We start from the raw sequence: 23,853 nt of genomic DNA, 5'->3' as shown, positions 1-23,853 counted from the left end.
GTCAGGCACCCTGCTGTGCCGTATGGCTCTGCGCGATCTCATTCACGATCGCAAGGTCGCGCTGTGCATCATCTTCTCTTTGATTGCCGTTATCGCACCGTTATTGCTGCTGTTCGGATTGAAGAATGGCATTGTCAGCCAGCTTCGCCATCAGCTTCTCGACGACCCTCGCACCCGGGAAGTACGTATGACGGGTAATGGTAATTATGATTTTGCCTGGCTTGATAAGCTCGCCCGCCGTTCAGAAGTCGGATTTTCGATTCCGTTGACTCGTTCGCTGAACACTCAGGCCGATCTGGTCCGAGACGGGCAACACTTTGTCCCGGGTGCTGAAGTGATCCCGACGGCCAAAGGCGATCCTCTTTTGCAGGATGTCAGAGCACCGGTCAAAGACAGCGATACCGTACTCAGCGCCAGTGCGGCACGCCGCCTTGGCGTGCAGACAGGAGATATCCTGCGCCTGATGGTGAGCCGAAAAAGCGAAGGGAAAAACCAACGCGCCACGTTCGCTTTAACCGTTACCGGCGTGCTGGATGACGCAAAATTTTCACGTCAAGGTGCCTTTATTACATTGCCTTTGCTTGTTGCTCTGGAAGACTACCGCGATGGCTTTCAGGTTCCCTTGCTGGGGGTCAGCGATGGCAAGCCGTTCAGAGAGAGAACCCGCTATTCAAGAGCACGTATCTATGCCAGTTCGATAGATGACGTTTCACTCCTCGCGCGGTGGCTGGAGACGCAGAAAATTGAGGCTATCACTCAGTCAGCTCAAATTGAGTCTGTGCGTGCCATCGACCGTGTGCTGGGTATTATCTTTGGCGTGATTGCCTGGATCTCTGCATCAGGATGCATCGCCTCGTTAGTCGGTGCCTTCATCGCCAACATTGATCGTAAGCGCAAAGATATGGCCGTGCTGCGCCTTCTGGGTTTTCGCCGTCGCTCTGTGACGCTTTTTATTATTATTCAGGCGCTGTGTTTGACCGGCGTCTCATACGGACTGGGTGTGATCATCTACCTGCTGGGCAGTGCATTGTTCAACCATGTGTTGGGCAGTTCTTTACCGGACCAGGCATTCGTCTGTCACCTTGACCCCCTTCATTTTATCGCAGCATTGCTCTGTGTCCTTGCCGTGGCGTTAGGCGTGGCCGCTATCGGAGCACTGCGCGCACTGAAAATCGAACCTGCGGAGAGTTTACGTGAAATCTAAACTGGCGATGAGCCTGGCTATCATTGGACTCGGGTACGCCTGGGCGGCTAATGCCACCTGGGATGAAAAGTTCTGGAACCCAAAACCTCTGGCCGATGACGTGATATTGCCTATGCCGTGCGACGGTGCCATGGCATTTCGCAAAGTCGCTATCCCGCTGAATAAACCGCTGGAAGATTACAACATCACGCTGGGGCAAGAAGGCGACGACTGGGGATACGTTGAACAATCTCGCCAGGAACACATTGCAGGCAGTTTCCCGGAGAAGGGTGGTAAGGGCCGTTATTACCTGATGGCCAAATATGAACTGAGCGACCTGCAGTATCGCGCGCTTTCTGGGGAATGCCCGACGACGGATATGAAAGGACGTTTACCGAAGGTGAGTATTGGCTGGATGGATGCCATGGTATTCGCAAATCAATACAACCTGTGGTTACGAAAAGAAAAACTTTCTGCACTGCCTGAAGATGATGGTCAGGCGGGATTTTTACGGCTTCCGACAGAAACCGAGTGGGAGTTTGCCGCACGCGGCGGGCTCGCGGTTTCCCCCGCAGAGTTCCGCGATCGCCACTTCCCGATGCCTGAAGGATTAAACGGTTATGTCTGGTTTGCGGGGGCACAGTCTGCAAATGGAAAACTTCAGCTTACCGGCCTGCTGAAACCTAACCCGCTCGGATTGCACGACATACTGGGCAACGCAGCAGAGATGATGTTTGACCCGTTCCGCCTGAACAAGCTCGATCGCCTGCATGGTAAGGCTGGGGGCTATGTCGTTCGGGGGGGCAGTTATATGACTCCTCAGGCGGATATCCGCAGTTCACTGCGTGGAGAGGAGCCGTACTATGCCAATGCAGGCGAGAATACAACCAAAAGCACCGGTGTTCGTCTGGTTTTAGTTTCCACAACCCTGACATCACGCGAGCGGGTGAAAGAGATTGAAAAAGAGTGGCAATCATTAGGCACGGGTAAAAAGGAAACACCTGCAGGCAAAGCTGATGATTCTCTAAAAAACCTGAATGCTATCTCGGCAAAAGTCCAGGATGACGCACTGAAGAAACAACTTGAGCAACTGCGCGGTGAGCTGCGCGCAAATAGCCAGCTTCGGGATGAACAACGGGATCAGGCAATACGCACATCGTTACAGTTGGGCGCCTTTTTGTGCACAAAAATGAAAGATGACGGCGAGTTTTACGATCGTCTCAACCAGCTCTTCACCAAAACCTGTGCCGCAGGCAGCCAGCTTGATGCTAATTGCTCCCGCCGTCAGGAACAGCTTGGTCAACATCAAAAAGCCCTTGATTTTATTACCAGTTATTACGCTGACACACTGGTAGACATGGGCACAACCTATGACAAACCCCTCATCGAACCGCAGGTCGCTGTCGTATTGCAACAGATGGCTGCACGCGGAAAAACCAACCTTAACGGTTATCTCGATACCTACTGGAAGAACCTTCAGGGGTACTGGAAAGATGGAAAAGTTGCGCGCGAGGCGTGGCTTAGTTCATGTAAAAAAAATAATTAAATAGTTCAGGAGATTGGAATGTTAAAGGTTATTCGCACAGCAGTGATAGCAGGAATGATGGTATTTCTGGCGGGGTGCCAGAATGGCAGTACGGGAAGTAGTGGCGGCGTCGACCCGCGCCTTGCCAATAATCAGGATGTTGAGTTTTTCAATAAATCAGGCTGGCAGGCCTGTGCTGGCGGCGCGGTAATCGGCGCACTGGCCTGCGCTGTCAGTAACTCCAGCAACAAAGCAGTATGTATGGCCGCCGCCGCTATCGCCGGTTGCGGTGTGGGTATGGGGGCTAACGCCTATCTGGATAATCAGCGCAAAAAATACGCCTCCAAAGAGCTGCAGTTAAACGCAACGATTAAGGATGTTGAAGCCGAAAACAAACGCATTCAGAACGCAACCAGCGTTGCAAAATCGGTTATCGACTCTGATAAAAAGACCCTCGCTCAAATAGAAAAAGATATGGCTGCAAACACGGTGAAAAAAGACGCAGTACAGAAGCAAATTAAAGGAGTGGATGCCAACATTGCTTACCTTCGTGGCACCATCACCGACATGAAAAAACATGAGAAGCAGTGGCAGGACGTTTCTGCAGACATGAGCAAATCCGGCAGTGATACCCAAAATCTGGATAGCGAGATTGCGTTGATGCGCGACAAAATTGGCTCTCTGCAGGGCGAGCTCGATAGCCTCTATACCCAGCGCACCGCGCTGAAAGTCGGTTGAGGGGAATAGCAATGCGTTATATTTTTCTTGCACTCAGCGCCCTCATATTAGCCGGCTGTGCCACTAACGCGCGAGATTGTGACCCGACAACCGGTGATGTCAGCATTATTACCAAATTTAACTGCAACTACTCCGGCACCTGGGATAAGCGCGTTGAAGATAAACAAAAAACGCTGCAATACGATCAGGAACTGAATAAAGAGTTCAAAGCGGTGAATGATGCGATTGAAAAAGAGAAAGCACTGAGCAATGCCAACGTAGCCAGTAAACAAAAATCGCAGCAAGAACTGCAAAAGTCGATGAACAATCTGCTCGCCCAGTTGAAGAAAAAAACAGCTGGCCGGGCTGATGCTCAAAAGCAAGTTGCAGACCTGGAAAAAAATATGAAGGAGGCGCAAAACAAACCAAGCGCTTCCGAATTGCAAAAACAGATGGAACTGCAGAAGCTGCAGGGACAGCTGAATGAATTACAAGAAACACTGGCTTCACAATAATAAAATAGCAGCCGGGTTACCGGCTGCTTTACCTGCTAAGGAAAAATAACGTTGAAATCTCAATTACTCTCTGCTGGATTATTGACCCTTCTGGCGACAATTCCAAGCGTTCATGCTGCACCGCCTGAGCCTGAGCTTATTTTCAACTGCGAACTCACGAACGAAAAATACGTTATCGTCCGTCTAGAGCACGATGTTCCTACTTATTATTACGGCTCACTTGAAAAAGTAGAAATGACTCTCCCCCAAAATGAGGGAGACAAAACGCAGGTTCGCCTGGGTGAAATGACGTTCTCGGGTGGAGGCGCTTATTATTATCGTTTCATCAATGGCAACTACAGCTATGTTGTTTATAGCGGTACGGGAAAAGGATGGGATTATACCGGCCTGAAAGTATATAAAAACCAAAAGCTCATCATGAAAAAAGAGTGCACTAATGGGGGGTTTTTACCTAATGAATATCGCGGTCAAGGCCTCGTAAAAGAAGCGGACACCGGTGATGATGCAACATACGGTTATGTTGATTAATACATCATTTTCAGGATGGTAAAATATGATGAGCCGTTACTTACACTGTAGCATAGTATTCGCATGTCTTTTATTCGCTGCTCCATCTCATGCGATTGAGATCTGGCACTCAAACACCGTCTGGGCAAATCAAGGGATGTGCAGCGCCACTTTCACGCTGGACAGTGGCATGGAAAGCGTTGGTTCGTTAGAGATAGGCTTTGACCTCGTTGATGCAAAAAATAACCTTGTAGCTCATGATACTTTGCAGGTAGAGCCATTCGGCGATTCTGATGCCACGCGATACCAAACGGCTTTCGCCGAAGGCGAGCATTATTGCGAAAGCAATCTCACGCTGCGCCTGACGTCACTGGCGTTAGTTAACGGAAAGACCAAACAGCCTTTACCTCTCAGTTTGCTTACACCAAGGCCATTTATTCCATTCCCTATCATTAACCCGCAGGCAGATCACTAATATGTCTATAGACGCTGAAGCAAACTCAACACCTGACAATAATGGGCCTGGCCTTTGCTTTTTGTTATTACTTATCTTTGGCGGGTTCGTTTTCTTTATACCTGCAAGCGTTGTGGTCGCCTTCCCGGCCGTTATCGCCGGTTCCTTCCTGTATTTTATCTGGTATCTTATTTCGGAAGGGCATTTAGGCAATATTCTTGGCAGTATGATCGTCAGCATGATACTTATGGCTATCGCCGCAGCTATTCCTGTCATTGGCTGGATATTGTTACTTCTGTGGATCTTCTACAATATTGCAAAAGCCTTTGAGACGATAAAAACATTACTTCCCGATGCGCTCTTTAGCGCTGTTCTCTATGGATGTTTGCTCTTTCCCGTTATCCAGGAAATGGCAATGGACGGGGAGAGCAACATGGCTGCCACTATCGCTTGTGGTGTCGTGTACGTGATAACTGCAGGGCTTTATTGTTCCAGGTTAACGCAGCTGGCAACCAACACTAAGCAAAGTATTTTCTATTTTTCAATTATGTGGCTTTCGGTCCCACTTATCGCACTTCTGATCGTCTCGATTGTGGCATCCCTACGCGCGGCATTCAGAACCGTGCTGACCCCGGTGCAGACCGTGGTCAAAACCCCGCAAAACGTATCAGCGCATATGCGAGGCGGGAGCCATGTCAACGCTTACACCCGAACTGTGACCACCATTCAACATAGCGTGACCTCCCAGACACTTCCGGGGATGGGAGCTGTTGGTGCCTCTATGGTTGGTTCCGTATCGGAGGCAACGATAACAACACCACAACAGCCACAGCAAACCTTGCCAGCACTGGAGCACAAACCAGCCGGGGGTGAATTAACACAGTATGCGACGAACAAAGACCACAATTTTTACCGCTACGACAATCTCAACGCGAAAAAAATAAGCAATTTCGTCCAGGCGGCCAGTCATCGTCAATCGCTGCCTCCTCTCACGGAAGATGCGATCCTGTTCTACTACGACGAAACGGTTTTCGGCCAAGGAGATCGTGGTGTGGTATTAACTGATGACGGTGTTTATTGCGTGTTGGGAAAATTGTATGAAACTTTCTACGCCCGCTTCAGAGAAGTCAGTAGCGTAGTCATAAAAGGATCCATTAATAAAAAAATTGTCCTGCATATGAAGAATGGCCAGAAACATAATATTGAACTGACTCAATCAAATGCCGGGGCAAAAAAAATCTACGAACTTATCAGCATCGCAGCCCAGAATTAAGTAATCCTCCAGGCACCCGCTCAACGGGTGCCTTTCAGACTTCCGCATGACACATTCTGACAGTTTCACGCTTTATCGTGATCGCCATATTTACAGCGGCTTATATCGTTACGTTAAGAGAGAACTGTCATGAGGTCTAAAATGAGCGATTTCACTGAACTGCCGGTCACTGGCTCTGTTAAGACCACAACAGCGGTCTACACGCGTAAACAGAGCCCCTCGGTATTCTCGCCCGTGGCGTGTGAACTCTCTGCGGGAAGCCAACTGACGGTGCAGGCTGCGGTGATGGGGGATGCGGTGGAAGGCAACGCGCACTGGTATCGCATTGGTGAGGATACATACATCTGGGCGGGGGCATGCACACGGCTCGATCCTTACCCGGCGTTTCCGCCAGGCACGCGAACGAACTGGATGGTGGTGGTGTTCGAGGTACGATAGGTCCGGCGTAGGTCGGGTAAGGCGAAGCCGCCACCCGACACGTACACGGCGATAAAACCTTAATCCAGCTTCAGCTCGTCATAATGGGCGATCAGCTTGCCCACGATGCCGTAGTCCAGCGCTTCTGCCGGAGACATCCAGAAGTTGCGGTCGGTGTCTTTTTTCACTTTTTCCAGCGGCTGGCCGGTGGCGTCAGCGATCAGCTTGTTCACGCGATCCAGCATGCGGATGATCTCGCGCGCTTCGATCTCAATATCCGTTGCCTGACCGCGCACGCCGCCCAGCGGCTGGTGGATCATAAAGCGGGTATTCGGCAGCGAGTAGCGGTGCTCTTTTTTCGCTGCCAGGAAGATGGTTATCCCGGCGCTCGCCACCCAGCCGGTGCCGATGACGTGCACTTCCGGGCGAATGAATTTGATGAAGTCGTGAATGGTGTCGCCCGCTTCCACGTGGCCGCCCTGGCTGTTGATGTACAGCTTGATCGGATCGTTGCTGACGCTTTGCAGCAGGATCATCTGGGTGATCACTTTCTGCGCCAGCTCCTGATTGATCTCACCGGAGATCACAATCGAACGAGACTCCAGCAGTTTTTGCTGCAGAGCGCCCGCGCCGTTTGACCCTTCAGCTTTATCCTTGTCGCTCTCTTTCAGTGTGTAGTGCATTGTTATGTCCTCAGCATTTAGCGCTCAAAACCAGAGTGTAGCCTGTTTTACCGATCAAAGTCCTCACCGACAAATAACGAGGGCGCTGAGGCATACTGCCCATGTTGCACGCGTTTCGTTCCTTCACCACTCCCGCCCCGGCTCGCTATACTTCATACGGTTATCATATTGTTAAATGATAATGATAGTTAATGTGTTAAGATGAAAGTCAGCATAAACAGTCCCTTACGTAACCGACGGGATTGTTTGCATCCTCGACATGTCAATCAGCACCGGGGCGGTGAATGGAACACATTGTGTATGTTGTAGATGACGATGACGCAGTCAGGCAGTCCGTGATTGGGCTGCTGGAATCGGCAGACCTAAACGCCGTCGGCTTTTCATCGGCAGAAGCGTTTCTTCAGTACCGCTTTGAAGAGCTCCCGTCGTGCGTGGTTCTTGATATGCAAATGCCCACCATCTCGGGTTTTGAGGTGGCTGACGCCCTTAAGGACAGCGGGCGCGAGATCCCGATTATTTTTCTCACCGGCCACGGCACCATCCCGATGTCGGTGCGTGCCATTAAAGGCGGCGCGTACGAATTCCTCACCAAGCCCGTCGAATCTAACGCGCTTATCAACGCCATTGAATCCGCGCTTCAGCTGGCGGAACACAACGCCGTGCGCAATAAAGAGTACTACGCCCTGAAGCAGCGCCATATGTCCCTCACCCCGCGCGAACACGAGGTGCTGACGCTGGCGATAAGCGGCATGCTGAACAAGCAAATTGCCGCCGAGCTGGGCGTTAGCGAGATCACGGTGAAGGTGCACCGCCGCCGCGTGATGGAGAAAATGCAGGTGCGTTCCGTGGCCGAGCTGGTCAGGGCCGTTGAGCGCCTGACCAAAAGCCAGCCTGCGGAGTAACGTTTACCCTTCCTGCGCCGCCAGCGGCAGCGCAAACGCAAACACAGTGCCGTACGGCTCCCGGCGGCGCGCGCTCAGCTTCCCGCAGTGGCGCTCGATGATGCTGGCGCTGATGGTCAGCCCCATCCCCATTCCCTGTGGCTTGGTGGAATAGAACGAGTCAAAAATCTGCTCCAGCCGCTCGGGCTCAATGCCGCTGCCGGTATCGGCAATCTCGACGATCGCTTTCCCGTCCGCGTTGGCGGTGCTAAGGGTAATGGTGCTGGCGCGATCCTTCACCTCGGCCATCGCCTCTACCGCGTTCATCACCAGATTCAACAGCACCTGCTGGATCTGCACGCTATCGCCGGTGATAAAGCTGTCGCTGGCGTTCAACAGATAATCAACGCTTATGTGTCGCTGCTCCAGCTCGCTGCGCGAAAGCGCGATGATATGGTGGATCAGATAGTGCAGATCGATGCGCGAGAAGGTGGGATCCTGCTTGCGCGTCAGGGACTGAATGCTGCGAATGATCTCCCCCGCCCGCGCGCCTTCCGCGGCGATCTCCTCCAGCCCTTCCCGCACTTTATCCAGCCGGGCGGGCTCGCGGCTGAGCCAGCGCAGGCTCGCTCCGGCGTTCGAGACGATCGACATCAGCGGCTGGTTGATCTCGTGGGCGATGGAGGAGGTCAGCTGTCCGACGGTGGTGGCCCGGGACACCCGCGCCAGATCCGCCTGCGCCACCCGCATGGCATCCTCCGCGGCGCGCTGGCTGGTGATATCGGTGATGATGCCGTAGTACTCGTTCACCTCGCTGCCCACGCCCACCGGATCGCCAATTCCGAGGATGTAGCGCGTCGAGCCATCGGGACGCTTGACGCGAAACTCCGCGCGCATGGAGAGACCTTCGCGCACGCTTTGGGTGACGATGGCGCTGATGCGGGCGTAATCGTCCTCATGGACGAAGGTCAAAAACTCCGCCATGGAGATCATCTTTTGCTGCTCGGGCAGGCCGAGAATGCGGGCGTACTCTTCCGAGACATACATCAGATCCTGCTCCAGCTCCCAGCGCCAGCTGCCGGTGTGGCTGATCTGCTCGCCCAGCATTAGCGAGGTCTGGCTGGATCGCAGCTCTTTCTCCACCCGGCGGCGCTGGATGTTCTCCGCCAGCAGCTCGGCGTACAGCCGCGCCGTCTCCAGGGATACCGCTGCCTGCGCGCCCAACAGGCTCACCACGCGCGAGTGCTCGGCGGTGAAGACCTCCGGCATCAGGCGGTTTTCGAGATAGAGCACGCCCACCAGCCGCGCCTGTTTGAACATCGGAACGCACATAACCGCCGCCCCCGACGTCACAAGATAAGGGTCCTGGCTGAAGGGATGGAACTCCTCCGGCCTGCCGGTGCGGATCTCCTGCCCGGTGCGGATCACCGCCGCCAGCACCGACAGCGGCAGGTCGGTCGCCGTCGGCACGTCTTTCAGGATCCGCACCCGCACGCCCTCGGTGCTGGTCCAGGCGCTGGCCTCGATCTCAGGAATAAGGTTATCGCTCACGCGCAGCAGCAGGCCACGCTGCGCCCCGGCGCGTTCGAGCAGGATAGTCATCAGGTTTTCGATCAGGCGCTCAAGATTAATCTCTTCCGACAGCGCGCGGGATGCTTTGATCACGCTCTGGAGATCGCGGATGGTCTCGTTCTGGGCGAACGCCACCGTGTCGTAGGCGCTGGCCTGCCCGGAGGCCAGCAGGTGCGGGAAATCCTGCTCCAGCTGGCGCACCTTGGCCTGCGCGCCCGCGCGACCCCAGGCGGCAATAGAGCCGCGGAAGTGGGCGTCCGAGGCGGTCGGGTAGCCGCAGGCCAGCGCAAAGCGCCCCGCCAGCTCGTGGGCCAGGGCATTGATCGGATTAAAGCCGCCCTCGCGGGAGAGCCGGACCGCCTTCTCATACTGCTCAAGCGCAATGCTGTTCATCCCGTCCAGACGCACGATTTCGGCGTAGATCAGCGCCTCTTTATCCGCGAACGTGCCGGGATTAACGCGCGCCCAGAGGGCGATTTTGTCATAGTGGGCGTGAATGCTGCGACGGTGGTTCGCCGAGAAGGTCTCCGGCGTCAGCTGACGGGAAAGCGCCAGCGCGCTGTAAAGATGGTAATCCAGCAGATGGATGTGCCCCGGCGCAGACCACGCGTACCACCCCGCCATCTCCAGATCCGCCTGCGCGTCGGCATACTCCCCGCAGGTAAAGTGCGCCATGCCGCGATAGAGCCAGTACCAGAACAGCATGGTGGAGGTCTGCTCCGGGGCCTGCTCCGGCGACGCGGGAAGCAGCGCCTCCGGCAGCACCTGCGACGCGGTCCAGGTGCCGATAACCGGCGTGCGCAGGAACTCAACGTACCCGCGCTGAACCATCAAAATGGTTTCCACGTCCTGGAAGTGGGTTTTACGCACAAACGCCAGGCCGCGATCGATGCTGGTCAGCACCCCGTCCAGGTGATCGCCCCGCGAGAGGAAGTTAATCACCTGGTGGCAGGCCGCAAAGCAGGCCATCGTCATATCCCCGTGGGTCACCGCTGAGGTAAAACAGGCTTTCGCGCACTCGATGGTGAACGACAAAGGCTGGGTCCAGACGCTGAGCTGGTCGAGCGGCAGCAGGGTTTTGGCTTCGAACGCATCGTAGCCGTGGCGATTCACCAGCTCGCGGGCCAGCGTGCCGTACTGGAACCCGAGGCGGTACTCGGCGTAGCGGTGGCCAATCAGCACGCCAAACCAGGCCATCGCCGTGGTGGAGGCGCCGGTAATACCGTGGTCGAGGGTCAGGTGCATCATGCGGCAGAGCAGTAAAAAGTGCAGGCGCGGGCAGATGAAGCTGGCGCAAATGCTGGCGCTGTAGAGCAGGTTCATCACCGCTTCGGTTTCAGGGTTATCCATCCGCGACAGCTGGGCAAACAGGTTTTGTGGCGCGTCATTCGCGCGGTTGCAGAAGTGTTCCCAGGCCTCGTCGCAGTCGGCATCCTCCGGATAGCGGCCGATCTGAATACCAAAGACCCCCAGCCAGCAGAGCGCCGCCTCCAGCGCCAGACGGCTGTCCGACTGGCGAATGTACACTTCCACCAGCAGATTGGCCGCCAGCGCCTTTTCGGTCAGCCCGCCGGGGCAGCCGAGGATGGCGTCACACAGCTCGCGGGTCCGCTCCAGGTGCCCCAGCGCAAACTCGCAGCCCGCCTCTTCGATATCGAGCATAAAGTCCGACACCGTCCCGGCGTTGCCCAGCGCTCTGGCGGTCTGGATATAGCTGAGTGCCGACGGGTAATCTCCCGAGCGCTTCGCGCGCCGCGCGGCCAGCAGGCTCAGCTCGCGGAACATCTGGCGCTGCGGCGCGGGCTGAATGCTGTCCAGCGCGGCCGTGACGTGGTGAACGGCGCGGAACAGCAGTTCGTTCCCGGCCGCCTGGCGCGCGGCGTCGGCCAGCAGGCTGGCAGTCGTCAGGTGAATATGGCTTTTCTCATGCCGATCCAGCAGCGCGAAGGCGGCCTCCTGTACCCGGTCGTGGGTGAAGGAATACGCTTTTTCCGTCAGCACGATGAGCTGGGCCATCACCGCCGGGTGCAGCGCATAGCGCATTTCTGCCATCGACATGCCGACCACGCGGCAGACCATCTCCATCTCGCCCGTGCCGCCAAGGCAGGCGATGCTGCCCAGCAGGCGACACGTCTCGTCGGGCAGTTCTTCGAGCTGCTCCAGCACCAGGGTGACCACGTTTTCAGTGTAATGCCGGGCGCGGATCGCCTGCAGATCGTAATGCCACTTGTCCTGATATTTGTTGTGTATCACCAGCCCGTCATCAACGATACGGCGGAAAAACTCGTGCACAAAGAGCGGGTTACCCCCGGTCTTCTCGTGGATCAGCGTGGCGAGATCGGCCGTCGCCGCGCTACGGGTGCGAAATACCGTCGCCAGCCAGCGCGCCACCGCTTTCACGGAAAGCGCCTGCGGAACAATCTCGCTCGCGTTTTGCGCCGCTTCCGGCAGGCTTGCCAGCAGCGCCTGCAGGGAGGCGTCGGTCACAGAGCCGATATCCCGGTGGGCCGCGACCACCAGCAGCGGGATAGCGCCGCAGTTCATCAGCAGATATTTGAGCGTGTGCAGGCTGGCAGCGTCGCTCCACTGGAGATCGTCGAGCACCAGCACCAGCGGGCAGCCCTGCGAGGCAAAGGTCTTCACCAGTGCCAGCACCATATGGCTGAAGCGCGCCCGGGCATCAATGGAAAACGTATCCGTCGAGAAGCGCGGCTTGCTCTCAAGCAGCAGTCCCAGCTCGGGCACCAGGCTGACGGCCAGCGCCTCGTGTCCCTCCAGGGCGCGAGACAGGCGGATTTTCCACTTCGCCACGTCGTTTGCGGGCAGCCCCAGCAGGTGCAGCGTCAGGGCGCGGAACGCAGAGCTTAATACGCCGTAAGGCAACGACGGTGAAAACTGATCGACTTTGCCCACCGCCAGCAGCACCGTACGCTGCTGCAGCGTTTTAAGCGCCGTCGCGATAATGGAGGATTTGCCGATCCCGGACGGCCCGCCGATCGTCACCAGCTCCGGGACCAGGCTCTGCCCCACCCGCTCAAACGCGGCAACGACATCATTCGCCTGCGGATGCGTCGCGAACAGGGAGTCCGCCAGATGGATCGCCGGAGTGCGATCCTGCTGACCGGGGGTAAAGGCGACGATCTCGCCCTCGCAGGTTAACGTCGCCTGACAGCGGCGGAGGTCGGCAATCAGCCCGTCGACCGTCTGGTAGCGGTTATCAGGGTTCTTTTCCAGCAGCTTCAGGATGATGGTCGACAGCATTCCCGGCACGTCCGGGCGGATCGCATCCGGGGCCAGCGGCGCCGAGGCAATATGGTAGTGCGCCCAGTTGGTCTGCTCGTCCTCTCCCAGCTCAAACGGCAGGCGTCCGGTCAGGAGTTCATACAGCACCATGCCGAGGCTGTAGAGATCGCTGCGGCTGTCGACGGGGCGCTGGGTGCGGGTGGTATGCTCTGGAGACATATAGGCGGGAGTACCGCCGGACACGGCAAGCCGGGTCTGGGTGAAGGCTCCGGAGAGGCTACAGGAGAGGCCAAAGCTGCCCAGACGGCAGGTGGCATCGTGATGAACAAAAATCGTGCCGGGCTTGATATCGCCGTGGATCAGGTTTTGCAGATGCATCTGGCGCAGGGGAACGCAGATCTGAATCGCCATCTCGATAAAGCGCGTGATACCCGAGATCGCCCTGCCCGCGCGCCGCGCCAGCAGCTCAAACGAAAACGGGGCGTACACCAGCGCGAAGCGTCCCCGGTACTGGGTGGACGCGACGGCGCGAATGGCCCAGCTATCCTGCAGCGCGTCACGCAGCGCAAACTCGTTTTTCAGCAGCCGGGTGGCCCGCTCTTCCTCTTCGTCGCTGACCGCGGTGGCGATAATAAATGAGCCGCCGGAATGAGGATGTCGCGCGTGCATCCAGGCGATTCCGCCCTCCTGCGCCAGCACGGTAAAAATCACATCCTCTTTAAGGACAAAAACCCGCCCCTGGTGAAGATTCCCCTGGGCGGGCCAGAATGCAGGCTGCTCGTTTTCGTTCATCCGCGATCCTTATTGTCGGCGGGCCAGCTCCCGCTGAATATGATCCAGCAGAATATCGATGTTAATGGGCTTACGCAAAAAAGCAGCGGCGCCCAGACCGAGAGCGTACCGCTGCATATTTTCATCAGCATGACCGGAGATAAAGAGCACGGGCGGAGGCGGTACGGCCAGCAGGCGCAGCTTTTCAAACAGCTCCAGGCCGCTCATGCCCCGCAGCTTGATGTCGGTGATCACCAGCGCCGCGCCGGACAGGGCAAGCGGATGGCTCAGAAATACCTCTGCCGAATCAAACGTATCGGTCGAATACCCTTCCGACTCCAGGAGATTACTCAGCCCGCTGCGGACGGAACGTTCGTCATCAATGATGGCAATGCGCCACGGCAGCGTCATGCTGTCTTTCCTCTAAAAAATCATTATACGTCGCGATCGTCCTTCGCGGGCGCAGGGGGCGCCGAGCCGCTGATTTTCGGTACGCATTCGTGACGAAACCAGGCGAGGGTGAGCGGTTCGCGACTCAGTAAACGTCGTCCCACCGGGATGAGCTGTTCGCCCACCAGCATGCCGAACAGGCCAAGCAGGGCGACAACCGGCGGTGCCGGGGAATGAACGTCGAGCAGGGCGTAAATTACCCCAGCAGCCACGCCGCACGCCAGCGAAATTATCCATGCCTTCATGAGGACGCTCCCGTCTGCGATTTAGCCTGCGGCACGGTCACCTGAGGAGGAGGCGCGCCGTCCCGGGATAACAGATGGCGCGTCGCCTGTTCACCCGCCAGCATCCCCAGCAGGCCAATCAACGCCAGCGCGGGCGGCGCGGGGGAGCGCACCTTCAGCACGGCATACATCAGGCCAATCAACACGCCTGCCGCAAGGGATATCAGCCCAGTACTCATCGTGAACTCCAGAGAAAGAGGCAGCGGCGAGCCGGATGAGGGACCAGCCCGCCGACGGGACTTAGCGAGCCGGGACCGGCGCTAAGGTGCGGTGCTCGCTCTTCTGGCGAGACGGCGCTTTATGTACCATGGTGTAGGCGTAATCCACGCCCATGCCGTACGCGCCGGAGTGCTCGCGCACGATGTCCATTACCGCGGTGTAGGTCTCTTTACGCGCCCAGTCGCGCTGCCACTCCAGCATCACCTGCTGCCAGGTCACCGGGATCACGCCCGCCTGGATCATGCGCTGCATCGCGTAGTCGTGGGCTTCTTTGGAGGTGCCGCCGGACGCGTCCGCCACCATATAAATTTCGTAGTCGCCTTCGAGCATCGCGCAGAGGGCGAAGCTGTTATTGCACACTTCGGTCCACAGACCGGCAACCACCACCTTCTTCTTGCCGTTGGCCTTCAGCGCGTCGCGCACCTTCTGGTCGTCCCAGGAGTTCATGGAGGTACGCTCCAGAATGTCCTGGCCCGGGAACACGTCCAGCAGCTCAGGATAGGTATTGCCGGAGAAGCTTTCGGTCTCTACGGTGGTGATGATGGTCGGGATGTTGAACACCTTAGCCGCTTTCGCCAGCGCCACGGTGTTGTTTTTCAGCACCTGGCGGTCAATCGACTGCACGCCAAACGCCATCTGAGGCTGGTGATCGATAAAGATTACCTGACAGTTGGCAGGGGTTAACACTTCGAGCTTGGAAGAGGTCATAGCATTTTCCAGTGGTTAAGGGTGAAATCGCCGCGAGCGACGCGACGATAAAGTCACCCTCATCCTGCGGTTTTCCGTCCCTGCGCGTAATTATCTCTTCGTATAGTTAACCTTAGGTATAGTTATACTTTGGTATACCTATCCTATTGTATAACTGGATCTTTGCCGAAACCGGTTCCCATAATCCTGACCATTCCCCTCTCAGTCAGGAGCAGTTATGGATACCCCAGGTAAAGCCGATCTCATTCTGGTTAACGGCCAGTTTCACACCGTCGATCGCGAGAATCCTGTCGCGGAAGCCGTTGCCGTGCGCGACGGAAAATTTCTGGAAGTGGGTACCGTCGCCGAGGTGATGCAGCACCACGGCGACACCACCAAAGTGGTCGACTTAAAAGGCCACACCGCCATCCCCGGCCTGAACGACTCGCACCTGCACCTGATCCGCGGCGGGCTGAACTACAACCTCGAGCTGCGCTGGGAAGGCGTGCCCTCCCTGGCCGACGCCCTGCGGATGCTGAAAGAGCAGGCGCTGCGCACCCCGTCGCCGCAGTGGGTGCGCGTGGTCGGCGGCTGGACCGAGTTCCAGTTTGCCGAGCGCCGCATGCCAACCCTGGACGAAATTAACTACGCCGCGCCGGATACCCCGGTCTTCATCCTGCACCTGTACGACCGCGCCCTGCTCAACCGCGCCGCGCTGAAGGTGGTCGGCTACACCAAGGACACGCCAAACCCGCCGGGCGGGGAGATCCAGCGCGACGCCAACGGCAACCCGACCGGGATGCTGATCGCCCGTCCGAACGCCATGATCCTCTACGCCACGCTGGCCAAAGGGCCGAAGCTGCCGCTGGAGCAGCAGGTTAACTCCACCCGCCAGTTCATGCGCGAGCTCAACCGCCTGGGGCTGACCAGCGCCATCGACGCGGGCGGCGGCTTCCAGAACTACCCGGAAGATTACGAGGTGATTGCCGAGCTGCACGCGAAAAAGCAGATGACCATCCGCATCGCCTACAACCTCTTCACCCAGCGTCCGGGCCACGAGCTGGAAGACTTTGAAAAATGGACCGACATGCTCACGCCGGGCCAGGGCAGCGACTTCTTCCGCCACAACGGCGCGGGCGAGATGCTGGTCTTCTCTGCCGCCGATTTTGAAGATTTCCTCGAACCGCGCCCGGATCTCGCGCCGGGCATGGAGGACGAGCTGGAGCGCGTGGTGCGCCACCTGGTGGAGCACCGCTGGCCGTTCCGCCTGCACGCTACCTATAACGAATCCATCAGCCGCATGCTGGACGTCTTCGAGAAGGTGAACCGCGATATTCCGTTCAACGGCCTGCACTGGTTCTTCGACCACGCGGAAACCGTTACCCAGGCCAACATCGACCGCATCAAAGCGCTCGGCGGCGGCATTGCCGTGCAGCACCGCATGGCCTTCCAGGGGGAATACTTTGCCGAGCGCTACGGCATCGAAGCCACCCGCCACACGCCGCCGGTGGCGAAAATGCTCGAGACCGGCGTGCCGGTGGGCTTAGGGACGGACGCCACCCGCGTGGCGAGCTATAACCCGTGGACCGCGCTCTACTGGCTGGTCTCCGGCCGCACCGTCGGCGGGATGCAGATGTACGACCACAGCGCCCGTCTGGACCGCGATACCGCCCTGATGCTCTGGACCCAGGGCAGCGCGTGGTTCTCCAGCGAGCAGAACCAGAAGGGGCAGATCAAGGTCGGCCAGCTCGCCGACCTGGCGGTGCTCAGCAAAGACTACTTCCGCGTGCCGGAAGAGGAAATCAAGGGCATCGAGTCTGTTCTCACGGTGGTCAACGGCGACATCGTCTACGCCGCGGGCAGCTTTGGCCCGCTTGCGCCGCCGGCCATTCCGGTTCTGCCCGAGTGGTCCCCGGTGGTTAAGGTGCCAGGCCACTACCGCAGCGCGCCGCCGCAGGCCGCCCGCGTGGGTATGAGTGTGGCTCACCACTGCAGCGGCCCGTGCGGAGTTCACAGCCACCAGCACGATTTCGCCCGCACGTCAGCGATGCCGGTGTCCGACGATAACGCTTTCTGGGGGGCGCTGGGCTGCAGCTGCTTTGCATTCTGATGAAAAACACCACTATGCCGCCCCGGATCGACCTGGGGCTGTTCTTTCTGCGCCTGACCGGCAGCCTGCTGCTGCTCTACGTGCACGGCCTGCCGAAGGTGCTGCACTTCAGCGAAGAGCTGACGCGCATTGAAGATCCGTTCGGCTTCGGGCCCTGGGCGAGCCTGATCCCGGCGATTGTCGCCGAGGTGATTTGCCCGTTGTTTATCATTGCGGGCGTGTACACCCGCCTGGCGTGCCTGCCGATTATCGCCGTGCTGCTGGTGGCGATGCTGGCGGTTCACCCGAACTGGTCGATTGCCGAAGGGCAGTTTGGCTGGCTGCTGCTGATTATCTTCACCACTCTCGCCCTCACCGGGCCGGGCCAGTGGCGGCTGCAGCGTAAGACAGCGGAGAGATTCGCATGACCCAGGTTAACGACGTTCGCGACGCACACGTCGAGACGACGCCCGCACCGACGGTTTCGCCCTGGCAGCCGCTGAGCCAGCCGGTGTTCCGCATGCTGTGGATCGCCACGGTGGTCTCTAACGTCGGCTCATGGATGAGCGACGTCGGCATCAACTGGAGCATGCTGACCCTGAGCGCCGACCCGCTGGATATCGCGCTGGTGCAGGCGGCCAGCAGCCTGCCGATGTTCCTCTTCGCCCTGCCGTCCGGGGTGATGGCGGACATCGTTGACCGGCGTAAATACCTGCTCTTCTCCCAGCTGTGGGTGTTCATCGCCGCCGCCGGGCTGACGGTGCTCTCCTTCACCGGACACGTCACCCCCGCCGTTCTGCTGGTGGCGACGTTCCTGCTGAGCGTGGGCGCGGCGATGAGCTCACCGCCGTTTCAGGCTGTGGTGCCCGATCTGGTGAGCAAGCCGGAGCTGGGTGCCGCCGTGGCGCTGAACTCGCTGGGGGTGAACATCAGCCGGGCGATAGGCCCCGCGCTGGGCGGTTTCCTGCTGTCGCTCGCCGGGCCGTGGATGGTGTTTGCCCTCAACGCGCTGTCCGTGGTCGGCGTGGCGTGGGTGCTGTGGCGCTGGCGCCCGGCACCGTCCATTCAGCGTCTGCCGCCGGAGCACTTCTTCTCTGCGGTGCGCACCGGCATCCGCTACGTGCACGCCGCCCCGGTGCTGCGCAACGTGCTGGTGCGTACCGTGGCGTTCTTCGTTTTCGGCAGCGCGGGCTGGGCGCTGCTGCCGCTGGTGGCGCGCCGCGAGCTGGGCTTAGGCCCGGCGGGCTACGGCGTGATGCTGGCGTGCATTGGCCTGGGGGCGATTGCCGGGGCCATCCTGCTGCCGCGCCTGCGCCAGCGGCTCGACGCTGACCGGCTGATGGTGGCCGCCAGCCTGACCTTTGCCCTCACCATGCTGGCGCTGGCGTTCGTGCGCCACGTCTGGCTGCTCAACCTGTTTGAGTTCTTCACCGGCTTCGCGTGGATTGCGGTGCTTTCAACCCTCAACCTCGGCGCGCAGCGCAGCGCCGCCCGCTGGGTGAAGGCCCGCGCGCTGGCGGTCTACCTGACGGTGTTCTTCGGCTCGATGACCACGGGCAGCGCCATCTGGGGGCAGATAGCCTCCCGGTTCGGCACCCCGACCGCGCTGGTTGTCGCCACGCTGGGGATGGTGCTGGCAAGCGCCACCGTGTTCCGCTGGAAGCTGGAGAAAGACCCGGAATTGAACCTCGACCTGAGCGGTCAGCCTCTGGACGGCGTGGAGATTGACCTGCCGAACGAGCGCGGCCCGGTGCTGGTCTCGCACGAGTACATCATTGACCCGCACAACGCGAAAGCCTTCCTGGAGGCGGTACACGAGCTGCGCCGGGTGCGACGCCGCGCCGGGGCGATGAGCTGGGCGGTATATGAGGATATTGAGCGCCCCGGCCTGTTTATTGAGACCTTCCTGATGGGCTCGTGGATTGAGCATCTGCGCCAGCAGGAGCGCCACACCATGAATGACCTCCTGCTGCAGAGCCGCGTTTTGGCTTTTCATCAGGGCACAACATCACCGGCAATTCGTTATCTGGTCGCGCCGGTATAACCATAACCATCACCTGCACAGGAACACACTATGGCAACGTTTAAGGCAAAAGACGGCACGCAGATTTACTACAAAGATTGCGGCGCGGGCAAACCGGTTCTCTTCAGCCACGGCTGGCCGCTGGACGGCGACATGTGGGACAGCCAGCTGAACTACCTGGCCGAGCGAGGCTTCCGCGCCATCGCCTTTGACCGCCGCGGCTTTGGCCGCTCGGATCAGCCGTGGAACGGTTACGACTACGACACCTTTGCGTCCGACATCAACGACCTGATCGTCACCCTGGACCTGCAGGACGTGACGCTGGTGGGCTTCTCCATGGGCGGCGGCGACGTGACGCGCTACATCAACAACTACGGCAGCGCGCGCGTCGCCGGTCTGGCGCTGCTGGGCGCGGTCACGCCAATCTTCGGCAAATCCGACTCCTTCCCGCAGGGTGTGGATCAGAGCGTGTTCGACGGCATTCGCGACGGACTGCGTAAAGATCGCGCCCAGTTTATCAGCGACTTCGCCACGCCGTTCTACGGCACCAACGCCGGGCAGACCGTTTCCGCCGGTGCCCTGACCCAGACGCTGAACATCGCCCTCCTGGCGTCGCTGAAGGGCACCATCGACTGCGTGACCGCGTTCGGCGAAACCGACTTCCGCCCGGATATGGCGAAAATCGACGTGCCGACGCTGGTGATCCACGGCAGCAACGATCAGATCGTGCCGTTTGAAAGCACCGGCAAGCTGGCGGCAGAGATGATCAAAAACGCCACGCTGAAGGTGTACGACAACGCGCCGCACGGCTTTGCGCTGACCCACCAGGACCAGCTCAACGAAGACCTGCTGGCGTTTGTGAAGTCGCTGTAAGTTCCCTGGGCTGACGCCAAAAGGCGTCAGCTATTCCCGTTCATTCCCCCCTGAACAGGCAGTGACGCTTCACAGATAATTCTTATAAGATGAGGAAAATATTCTCCTCTTTTCGCTCTGGAGCAGGTAATGGTTCAGGAACATACCGACGTACTCTCATTTTTCACCTCTCACACGGCCAATAACGATACTTATAGCCCCGAGTGGGGACCGTCTTTTCGCGCGCTCCGTCAACAAGTTCAGAATGAACGCCCCAACTTCTCAGACGAGACGCTTTATGAGCTTTGGTACAATCGCTCCAATGGAGTCGCCAGTGTCAAGCAAGGCGGTATGTCGATAAATGAATTTAACGGCGCAATAGAGGAGCTACGCGAGCTTTCTCGCCAGATGTCTAAAGAATGTACACGTACCAACTATGAGCAGGTGATTGGACAACTCAAGGCGCTCAAAGACCAAAAGATCCTGAAAAAAGTATACTGGGCTCTTTGTCATCGTGCGTTTGCCGTTATGTATCCAGAGCATATAAGCAATATCGTCAACACTGACGCATTTTTCCGGATCTATAACTACTGTAACAACCGCTTTGATTTGGGCCTGTCTGGCGAGGGCGATTGGTTTGACCTCAACATGGAGCTTAAAGAGGCATTAAACCAGGCCATCGGATCTGAGATTGATTCCATCACGCTAAATATGTCGCTCTGGCATCTGTACGCACATTTCATCCTTGAGAAAAATGATACCCTAGTGACGCCTGACAACACGGGTGATGATGAAGACGAACAAGGCTCCGAACCCCACGATCTTCAGCTCCCCAAAAACCGCATCCTTTATGGACCTCCAGGTACAGGTAAAACCTATAAAACCATCGATATTGCCGTGCGCGCCTGCGAGCCTCAGGCATATGCCCGACTGGATGGAAAAGAAGAGAGTGAACGCCGACGCGAGCTAAAGAAAATTTATGACCGCCTGATGGGTGAAAACCGAATCCGCTTTATTACTTTTCATCAGAGCTTCGGCTACGAAGAGTTTATCGAAGGATTGCGGGCAGAGACTACCGATGACGGCAACGTACGTTACGACATCAAGCCGGGAATTTTTAAACAAATTTGTGATGACGCCGCCTTTGGCAACGCAGGTGCGCTGCGGACTTTGGATAACGCACTCGTGCAGTTACAGGAGCGGCTTTCGGAAGGAGAGAGCATTACGCTCCGCACCCACAACGGCAATCCGTTCCGTGTGACCTACAAAAGTGAAACCGCTTTTGGGATTTTCCCGGAGCACAGTAAAAAAGAGGATCTGGGTCAGGGCTATAATGCGTACCTCAAGGACATTCGCGCCTGGTATCAGGATAACAATGCCAAAATCCATAACGTTTCTTATGTACGAGGGATCCTCGCGTATCTGGTCGAAAAGAGTGAGATTCCGGCCACACCTACGCAGTCAACAGGCGGTAAACGGCAAAATTTCGTGTTGATTATCGACGAAATTAACCGCGGCAATATTTCTAAAATTTTCGGCGAGCTCATCACGCTGATTGAAACTTCTAAGCGTGCAGGCGAAGCAGAGGAACTCAGCGTTTCACTTCCCTATTCTGGTACATCGTTTAGTGTTCCCAATAATCTCTACCTTGTCGGTACGATGAATACCGCAGATCGCTCCCTGACGGCGCTTGATACCGCTTTACGCCGCCGCTTTGAGTTCGTTCCGATGTTACCAGACACCAGCCTACTGGCAGGCACGACGATCAAGGGAATTGAGCTTGAACGCCTGCTGGAAACTTTGAACGCAAGGATCCAGGCGTTGTATGACAATGAACATACGCTGGGGCACGCCTTTTTCATGCCGGTTATCCAGGTTAAACATGACGAAGACGCCGCCTTCGATCTACTTAAACGCATTATGAAAAACAAAATCCTCCCGTTATTGGAGGAGTATTTCTACAACGACTGGCAAAAAATTCGCCTGGTTCTTGGAGACAACCAGAAAGAGGACGATAGCTTACAGTTCGTTTCATCGATAAACAGTGAAGGGAACTTCCTGCGGTTGTTCGGTGCTGATGCAGCTGAGGATTTGCAGGAAGCAGGTATTAGCTATCATCTTTCCAGCGAGTCGAAACCGGTGTGGAATGATCCGCTTGCGTACCGCCAGATATACGCCCCAGCATCCATTCGCCAGGAGAGCGAGGAATGACACCCGGCCGTTACTGGACGATTTTTGAGCATCGTCATGTGATTAGCCAGAACGATCGGGGCCGCGTCGAGCATGCGATCGCACTGCCGGATACGCTTTTTCAATGGCTTGTACAACGCTGTTTAAGTGATAACGCAGAGTTTGACGGCCGGCTGCTTACCCTTCGATCTATTGGTCGGGTTCAGGCACTGCAGGTCAAAAACTACGTAGGCGTAATTGCGCTCCCGGGCGGTGCGTTTATTGAAGTGTTACCGAAAACGGGCAATGATAACGCACGTGAACAGCTGATGATGATGCTGCGTACTCTGAAAACCTTCCGACATATTGCAACGACATCCGCCAGCATTCAGACCTCGCGTATGCCATTGATGGATATTTTTATTCAACAATTTATCAGCAGCGTTCAGTCGATCCTCCAACAGGGTCTTAAACGAGACTACCTTCGCCAGCAGGATAATCTGGCCTGGATGAAAGGCAAATTACTGATTTCAGCGCAGATAACTAAAAACAGCGTTCGGCGCGATTGTTTTCAGGTGGAATATGACGAATACAGCGTCGATCGGCCCGAAAACCGCCTACTGAAAACGGCTATTGATAATGTCTCCCGCCTGACCCGCAACGCTGAACTCGCCAGGCAACTTCAGTCGTTACGATCAACCTTTGAGGCCATTCCGTCCGTGGTAGATGTCGCGTATGCTTTTAGTCAGGTCCGCCTTGACAGGCATATGCATCACTATGAGCAGGCACTAAACTGGGCGAAACTCATATTGCTGGGCGAGTCTCCTCACTGTATGCAGGGGGAGGCTAATGCCATATCGCTACTCTTTCCAATGGAAGCGGTTTTTGAATCCTTCGTTGCCGCATGGATGCGGCATCACCATCATCGACATTATCGGATTGATACTCAGGCCAAAGCACACAGCCTGGCTCGCTACCATACGAAGAATATGTTCAGGCTAAAACCAGATATTTGGCTTCGCCCGCATAACGACACGACACATTCTGCAGTTATCTGCGATACGAAATGGAAGAAGATTAAGCCTCATAAACCTGGCTTTAATATTTCACAACATGATCTGTATCAGATGCAGGCCTACGGGGTGAAATATCTCGATAGCCGTGGCGATATGTTACTCATCTATCCGGAATACGACGGTTTTCGTGATGCTCTCCCCCATCCCTTTGAACTTCATAATCCGCAGGGCCATGCGCTACGTCTGTGGGTCGTCCCCTTTGCCATCGGAACCAGCATCCAGAAATCGACACTCTGCCTCCCTAAAGCATTGAGTCTTTAACA

The 23,853-nt window shown here is 57.1% G+C and carries 21 protein-coding genes; 15 read left to right on the top strand and 6 right to left on the bottom strand.

Annotated elements, in window-relative coordinates:
• Positions 1-22: 22 nt before the first annotated feature.
• From PUP35_RS02640 to PUP35_RS02605, 8 genes are all read left to right on the top strand, one after another.
• The gene (locus PUP35_RS02640) at positions 23-1,204 is read left to right on the top strand and encodes an ABC transporter permease (protein ID WP_274241890.1); all 1,182 of its coding nucleotides are present in this window, start codon (positions 23-25) and stop codon (positions 1,202-1,204) included.
• Entirely contained in the window at positions 1,194-2,729 is a 1,536-nt protein-coding gene (locus tag PUP35_RS02635; RefSeq protein WP_248175315.1) for an SUMF1/EgtB/PvdO family nonheme iron enzyme, read from the top strand. The genes PUP35_RS02640 and PUP35_RS02635 overlap by 11 nt, the downstream gene beginning before the upstream one ends.
• 18 nt (positions 2,730-2,747) lie before the next feature.
• Positions 2,748-3,446 (top strand): hypothetical protein, encoded by a 699-nt coding sequence (locus tag PUP35_RS02630; protein ID WP_133293703.1) that lies wholly within the window; start codon positions 2,748-2,750, stop codon positions 3,444-3,446.
• 11 nt (positions 3,447-3,457) lie between these two features.
• Positions 3,458-3,940, top strand: a complete 483-nt coding sequence (locus PUP35_RS02625; protein WP_115876568.1) for a hypothetical protein — start codon at positions 3,458-3,460, stop codon at positions 3,938-3,940.
• A gap of 51 nt (positions 3,941-3,991) precedes the next feature.
• The gene (locus tag PUP35_RS02620; RefSeq protein ID WP_181899772.1) at positions 3,992-4,468 is read left to right on the top strand and encodes a hypothetical protein; all 477 of its coding nucleotides are present in this window, start codon (positions 3,992-3,994) and stop codon (positions 4,466-4,468) included.
• Positions 4,469-4,493: 25 nt separating this feature from the next.
• Positions 4,494-4,922 carry an IrmA family protein gene (locus PUP35_RS02615; protein ID WP_320739837.1) on the top strand — a complete coding sequence of 143 codons (429 nt, stop codon included), beginning with the start codon at positions 4,494-4,496 and terminating at the stop codon, positions 4,920-4,922.
• A 1-nt stretch (position 4,923) separates the two neighbouring features.
• A complete protein-coding gene (locus PUP35_RS02610) occupies positions 4,924-6,174 on the top strand; it encodes a hypothetical protein (protein WP_274241889.1) in 1,251 nt (416 codons plus the stop codon).
• Positions 6,175-6,303: 129 nt separating this feature from the next.
• The gene (locus PUP35_RS02605) at positions 6,304-6,612 is read left to right on the top strand and encodes an SH3 domain-containing protein (protein ID WP_248175312.1); all 309 of its coding nucleotides are present in this window, start codon (positions 6,304-6,306) and stop codon (positions 6,610-6,612) included.
• Positions 6,613-6,671: 59 nt separating this feature from the next.
• Here PUP35_RS02605 and PUP35_RS02600 read toward each other — a convergent pair whose 3' ends face one another.
• Positions 6,672-7,274: an ATP-dependent Clp protease proteolytic subunit gene (locus PUP35_RS02600; RefSeq protein ID WP_274241888.1), complete on the bottom strand. Its 603-nt coding sequence runs from the start codon at positions 7,272-7,274 to the stop codon at positions 6,672-6,674.
• Between the two features lie 284 nt (positions 7,275-7,558).
• On the opposite strand from PUP35_RS02600, the gene PUP35_RS02595 reads away from it, so the two are divergent.
• The gene (locus PUP35_RS02595) at positions 7,559-8,176 is read left to right on the top strand and encodes a response regulator transcription factor (RefSeq protein ID WP_274241887.1); all 618 of its coding nucleotides are present in this window, start codon (positions 7,559-7,561) and stop codon (positions 8,174-8,176) included.
• Between the two features lie 3 nt (positions 8,177-8,179).
• Here PUP35_RS02595 and PUP35_RS02590 read toward each other — a convergent pair whose 3' ends face one another.
• From PUP35_RS02590 to PUP35_RS02570, 5 genes are all read right to left on the bottom strand, one after another.
• Complete coding sequence (locus tag PUP35_RS02590; protein ID WP_274241886.1) at positions 8,180-13,762, bottom strand: trifunctional serine/threonine-protein kinase/ATP-binding protein/sensor histidine kinase; 5,583 nt, start codon at positions 13,760-13,762, stop codon at positions 8,180-8,182.
• A gap of 9 nt (positions 13,763-13,771) precedes the next feature.
• Positions 13,772-14,152 carry a response regulator transcription factor gene (locus PUP35_RS02585; protein ID WP_111964145.1) on the bottom strand — a complete coding sequence of 127 codons (381 nt, stop codon included), beginning with the start codon at positions 14,150-14,152 and terminating at the stop codon, positions 13,772-13,774.
• Between the two features lie 23 nt (positions 14,153-14,175).
• Entirely contained in the window at positions 14,176-14,436 is a 261-nt protein-coding gene (locus tag PUP35_RS02580; RefSeq protein ID WP_274241885.1) for a XapX domain-containing protein, read from the bottom strand.
• Positions 14,433-14,654, bottom strand: coding sequence for a DUF1427 family protein (locus tag PUP35_RS02575; RefSeq protein WP_032660957.1), 222 nt, complete (start codon positions 14,652-14,654; stop codon positions 14,433-14,435). The genes PUP35_RS02580 and PUP35_RS02575 overlap by 4 nt, the downstream gene beginning before the upstream one ends.
• Before the next feature lie 61 nt (positions 14,655-14,715).
• Positions 14,716-15,402, bottom strand: a complete 687-nt coding sequence (locus PUP35_RS02570) for a hydrolase (RefSeq protein WP_047059056.1) — start codon at positions 15,400-15,402, stop codon at positions 14,716-14,718.
• 217 nt (positions 15,403-15,619) lie between these two features.
• Between PUP35_RS02570 and PUP35_RS02565 the strand changes: the two genes are divergently transcribed.
• The 6 genes from PUP35_RS02565 to PUP35_RS02540 all read left to right on the top strand — a co-directional run bounded on the left by PUP35_RS02565 (position 15,620) and on the right by PUP35_RS02540 (position 23,851).
• Positions 15,620-17,491, top strand: a complete 1,872-nt coding sequence (locus tag PUP35_RS02565) for an amidohydrolase (protein WP_274241884.1) — start codon at positions 15,620-15,622, stop codon at positions 17,489-17,491.
• A complete protein-coding gene (locus PUP35_RS02560) occupies positions 17,491-17,898 on the top strand; it encodes a DoxX family protein (RefSeq protein WP_274241883.1) in 408 nt (135 codons plus the stop codon). The genes PUP35_RS02565 and PUP35_RS02560 overlap by 1 nt, the downstream gene beginning before the upstream one ends.
• Positions 17,895-19,514 carry an MFS transporter gene (locus PUP35_RS02555; protein WP_028015358.1) on the top strand — a complete coding sequence of 540 codons (1,620 nt, stop codon included), beginning with the start codon at positions 17,895-17,897 and terminating at the stop codon, positions 19,512-19,514. Before PUP35_RS02560 ends, PUP35_RS02555 begins: the two co-directional genes overlap by 4 nt.
• 30 nt (positions 19,515-19,544) lie before the next feature.
• Positions 19,545-20,366, top strand: coding sequence for an alpha/beta fold hydrolase (locus PUP35_RS02550; RefSeq protein WP_148400879.1), 822 nt, complete (start codon positions 19,545-19,547; stop codon positions 20,364-20,366).
• 129 nt (positions 20,367-20,495) lie between these two features.
• Positions 20,496-22,556 carry an McrB family protein gene (locus PUP35_RS02545; protein WP_101865844.1) on the top strand — a complete coding sequence of 687 codons (2,061 nt, stop codon included), beginning with the start codon at positions 20,496-20,498 and terminating at the stop codon, positions 22,554-22,556.
• On the top strand, positions 22,553-23,851 hold the full coding sequence (locus PUP35_RS02540) for an McrC family protein (RefSeq protein ID WP_274241882.1): 1,299 nt from the start codon (positions 22,553-22,555) through the stop codon (positions 23,849-23,851). Before PUP35_RS02545 ends, PUP35_RS02540 begins: the two co-directional genes overlap by 4 nt.
• The last annotated feature ends 2 nt before the right edge of the window (positions 23,852-23,853 follow it).

The sequence above is a fragment of the Enterobacter sp. S-33 genome (genome assembly GCF_028735835.1).
GTDB lineage: Bacteria > Pseudomonadota > Gammaproteobacteria > Enterobacterales > Enterobacteriaceae > Enterobacter > Enterobacter vonholyi.
Note: the sequence above shows the minus strand (reverse complement) of the source record. Positions and strands in the feature narration are given on the sequence as shown.

Excerpts from the sequence above, each read along its gene's own strand:
- PUP35_RS02640 (WP_274241890.1), top strand. The coding sequence starts at position 23 with ATGGCTCTGCGCGATCTCATTCACGATCGCAAGGTCGCGCTGTGCATC.
- PUP35_RS02630 (WP_133293703.1), top strand. The coding sequence starts at position 2,748 with ATGTTAAAGGTTATTCGCACAGCAGTGATAGCAGGAATGATGGTATTT.
- PUP35_RS02625 (WP_115876568.1), top strand. The coding sequence starts at position 3,458 with ATGCGTTATATTTTTCTTGCACTCAGCGCCCTCATATTAGCCGGCTGT.
- PUP35_RS02615 (WP_320739837.1), top strand. The coding sequence starts at position 4,494 with ATGATGAGCCGTTACTTACACTGTAGCATAGTATTCGCATGTCTTTTA.
- PUP35_RS02610 (WP_274241889.1), top strand. The coding sequence starts at position 4,924 with ATGTCTATAGACGCTGAAGCAAACTCAACACCTGACAATAATGGGCCT.
- PUP35_RS02605 (WP_248175312.1), top strand. The coding sequence starts at position 6,304 with ATGAGGTCTAAAATGAGCGATTTCACTGAACTGCCGGTCACTGGCTCT.
- PUP35_RS02600 (WP_274241888.1), bottom strand. The coding sequence starts at position 7,274 with ATGCACTACACACTGAAAGAGAGCGACAAGGATAAAGCTGAAGGGTCA.
- PUP35_RS02595 (WP_274241887.1), top strand. The coding sequence starts at position 7,559 with ATGGAACACATTGTGTATGTTGTAGATGACGATGACGCAGTCAGGCAG.
- PUP35_RS02590 (WP_274241886.1), bottom strand. The coding sequence starts at position 13,762 with ATGAACGAAAACGAGCAGCCTGCATTCTGGCCCGCCCAGGGGAATCTT.
- PUP35_RS02585 (WP_111964145.1), bottom strand. The coding sequence starts at position 14,152 with ATGACGCTGCCGTGGCGCATTGCCATCATTGATGACGAACGTTCCGTC.
- PUP35_RS02580 (WP_274241885.1), bottom strand. The coding sequence starts at position 14,436 with ATGAAGGCATGGATAATTTCGCTGGCGTGCGGCGTGGCTGCTGGGGTA.
- PUP35_RS02575 (WP_032660957.1), bottom strand. The coding sequence starts at position 14,654 with ATGAGTACTGGGCTGATATCCCTTGCGGCAGGCGTGTTGATTGGCCTG.
- PUP35_RS02570 (WP_047059056.1), bottom strand. The coding sequence starts at position 15,402 with ATGACCTCTTCCAAGCTCGAAGTGTTAACCCCTGCCAACTGTCAGGTA.
- PUP35_RS02565 (WP_274241884.1), top strand. The coding sequence starts at position 15,620 with ATGGATACCCCAGGTAAAGCCGATCTCATTCTGGTTAACGGCCAGTTT.
- PUP35_RS02560 (WP_274241883.1), top strand. The coding sequence starts at position 17,491 with ATGAAAAACACCACTATGCCGCCCCGGATCGACCTGGGGCTGTTCTTT.
- PUP35_RS02555 (WP_028015358.1), top strand. The coding sequence starts at position 17,895 with ATGACCCAGGTTAACGACGTTCGCGACGCACACGTCGAGACGACGCCC.
- PUP35_RS02550 (WP_148400879.1), top strand. The coding sequence starts at position 19,545 with ATGGCAACGTTTAAGGCAAAAGACGGCACGCAGATTTACTACAAAGAT.
- PUP35_RS02545 (WP_101865844.1), top strand. The coding sequence starts at position 20,496 with ATGGTTCAGGAACATACCGACGTACTCTCATTTTTCACCTCTCACACG.
- PUP35_RS02540 (WP_274241882.1), top strand. The coding sequence starts at position 22,553 with ATGACACCCGGCCGTTACTGGACGATTTTTGAGCATCGTCATGTGATT.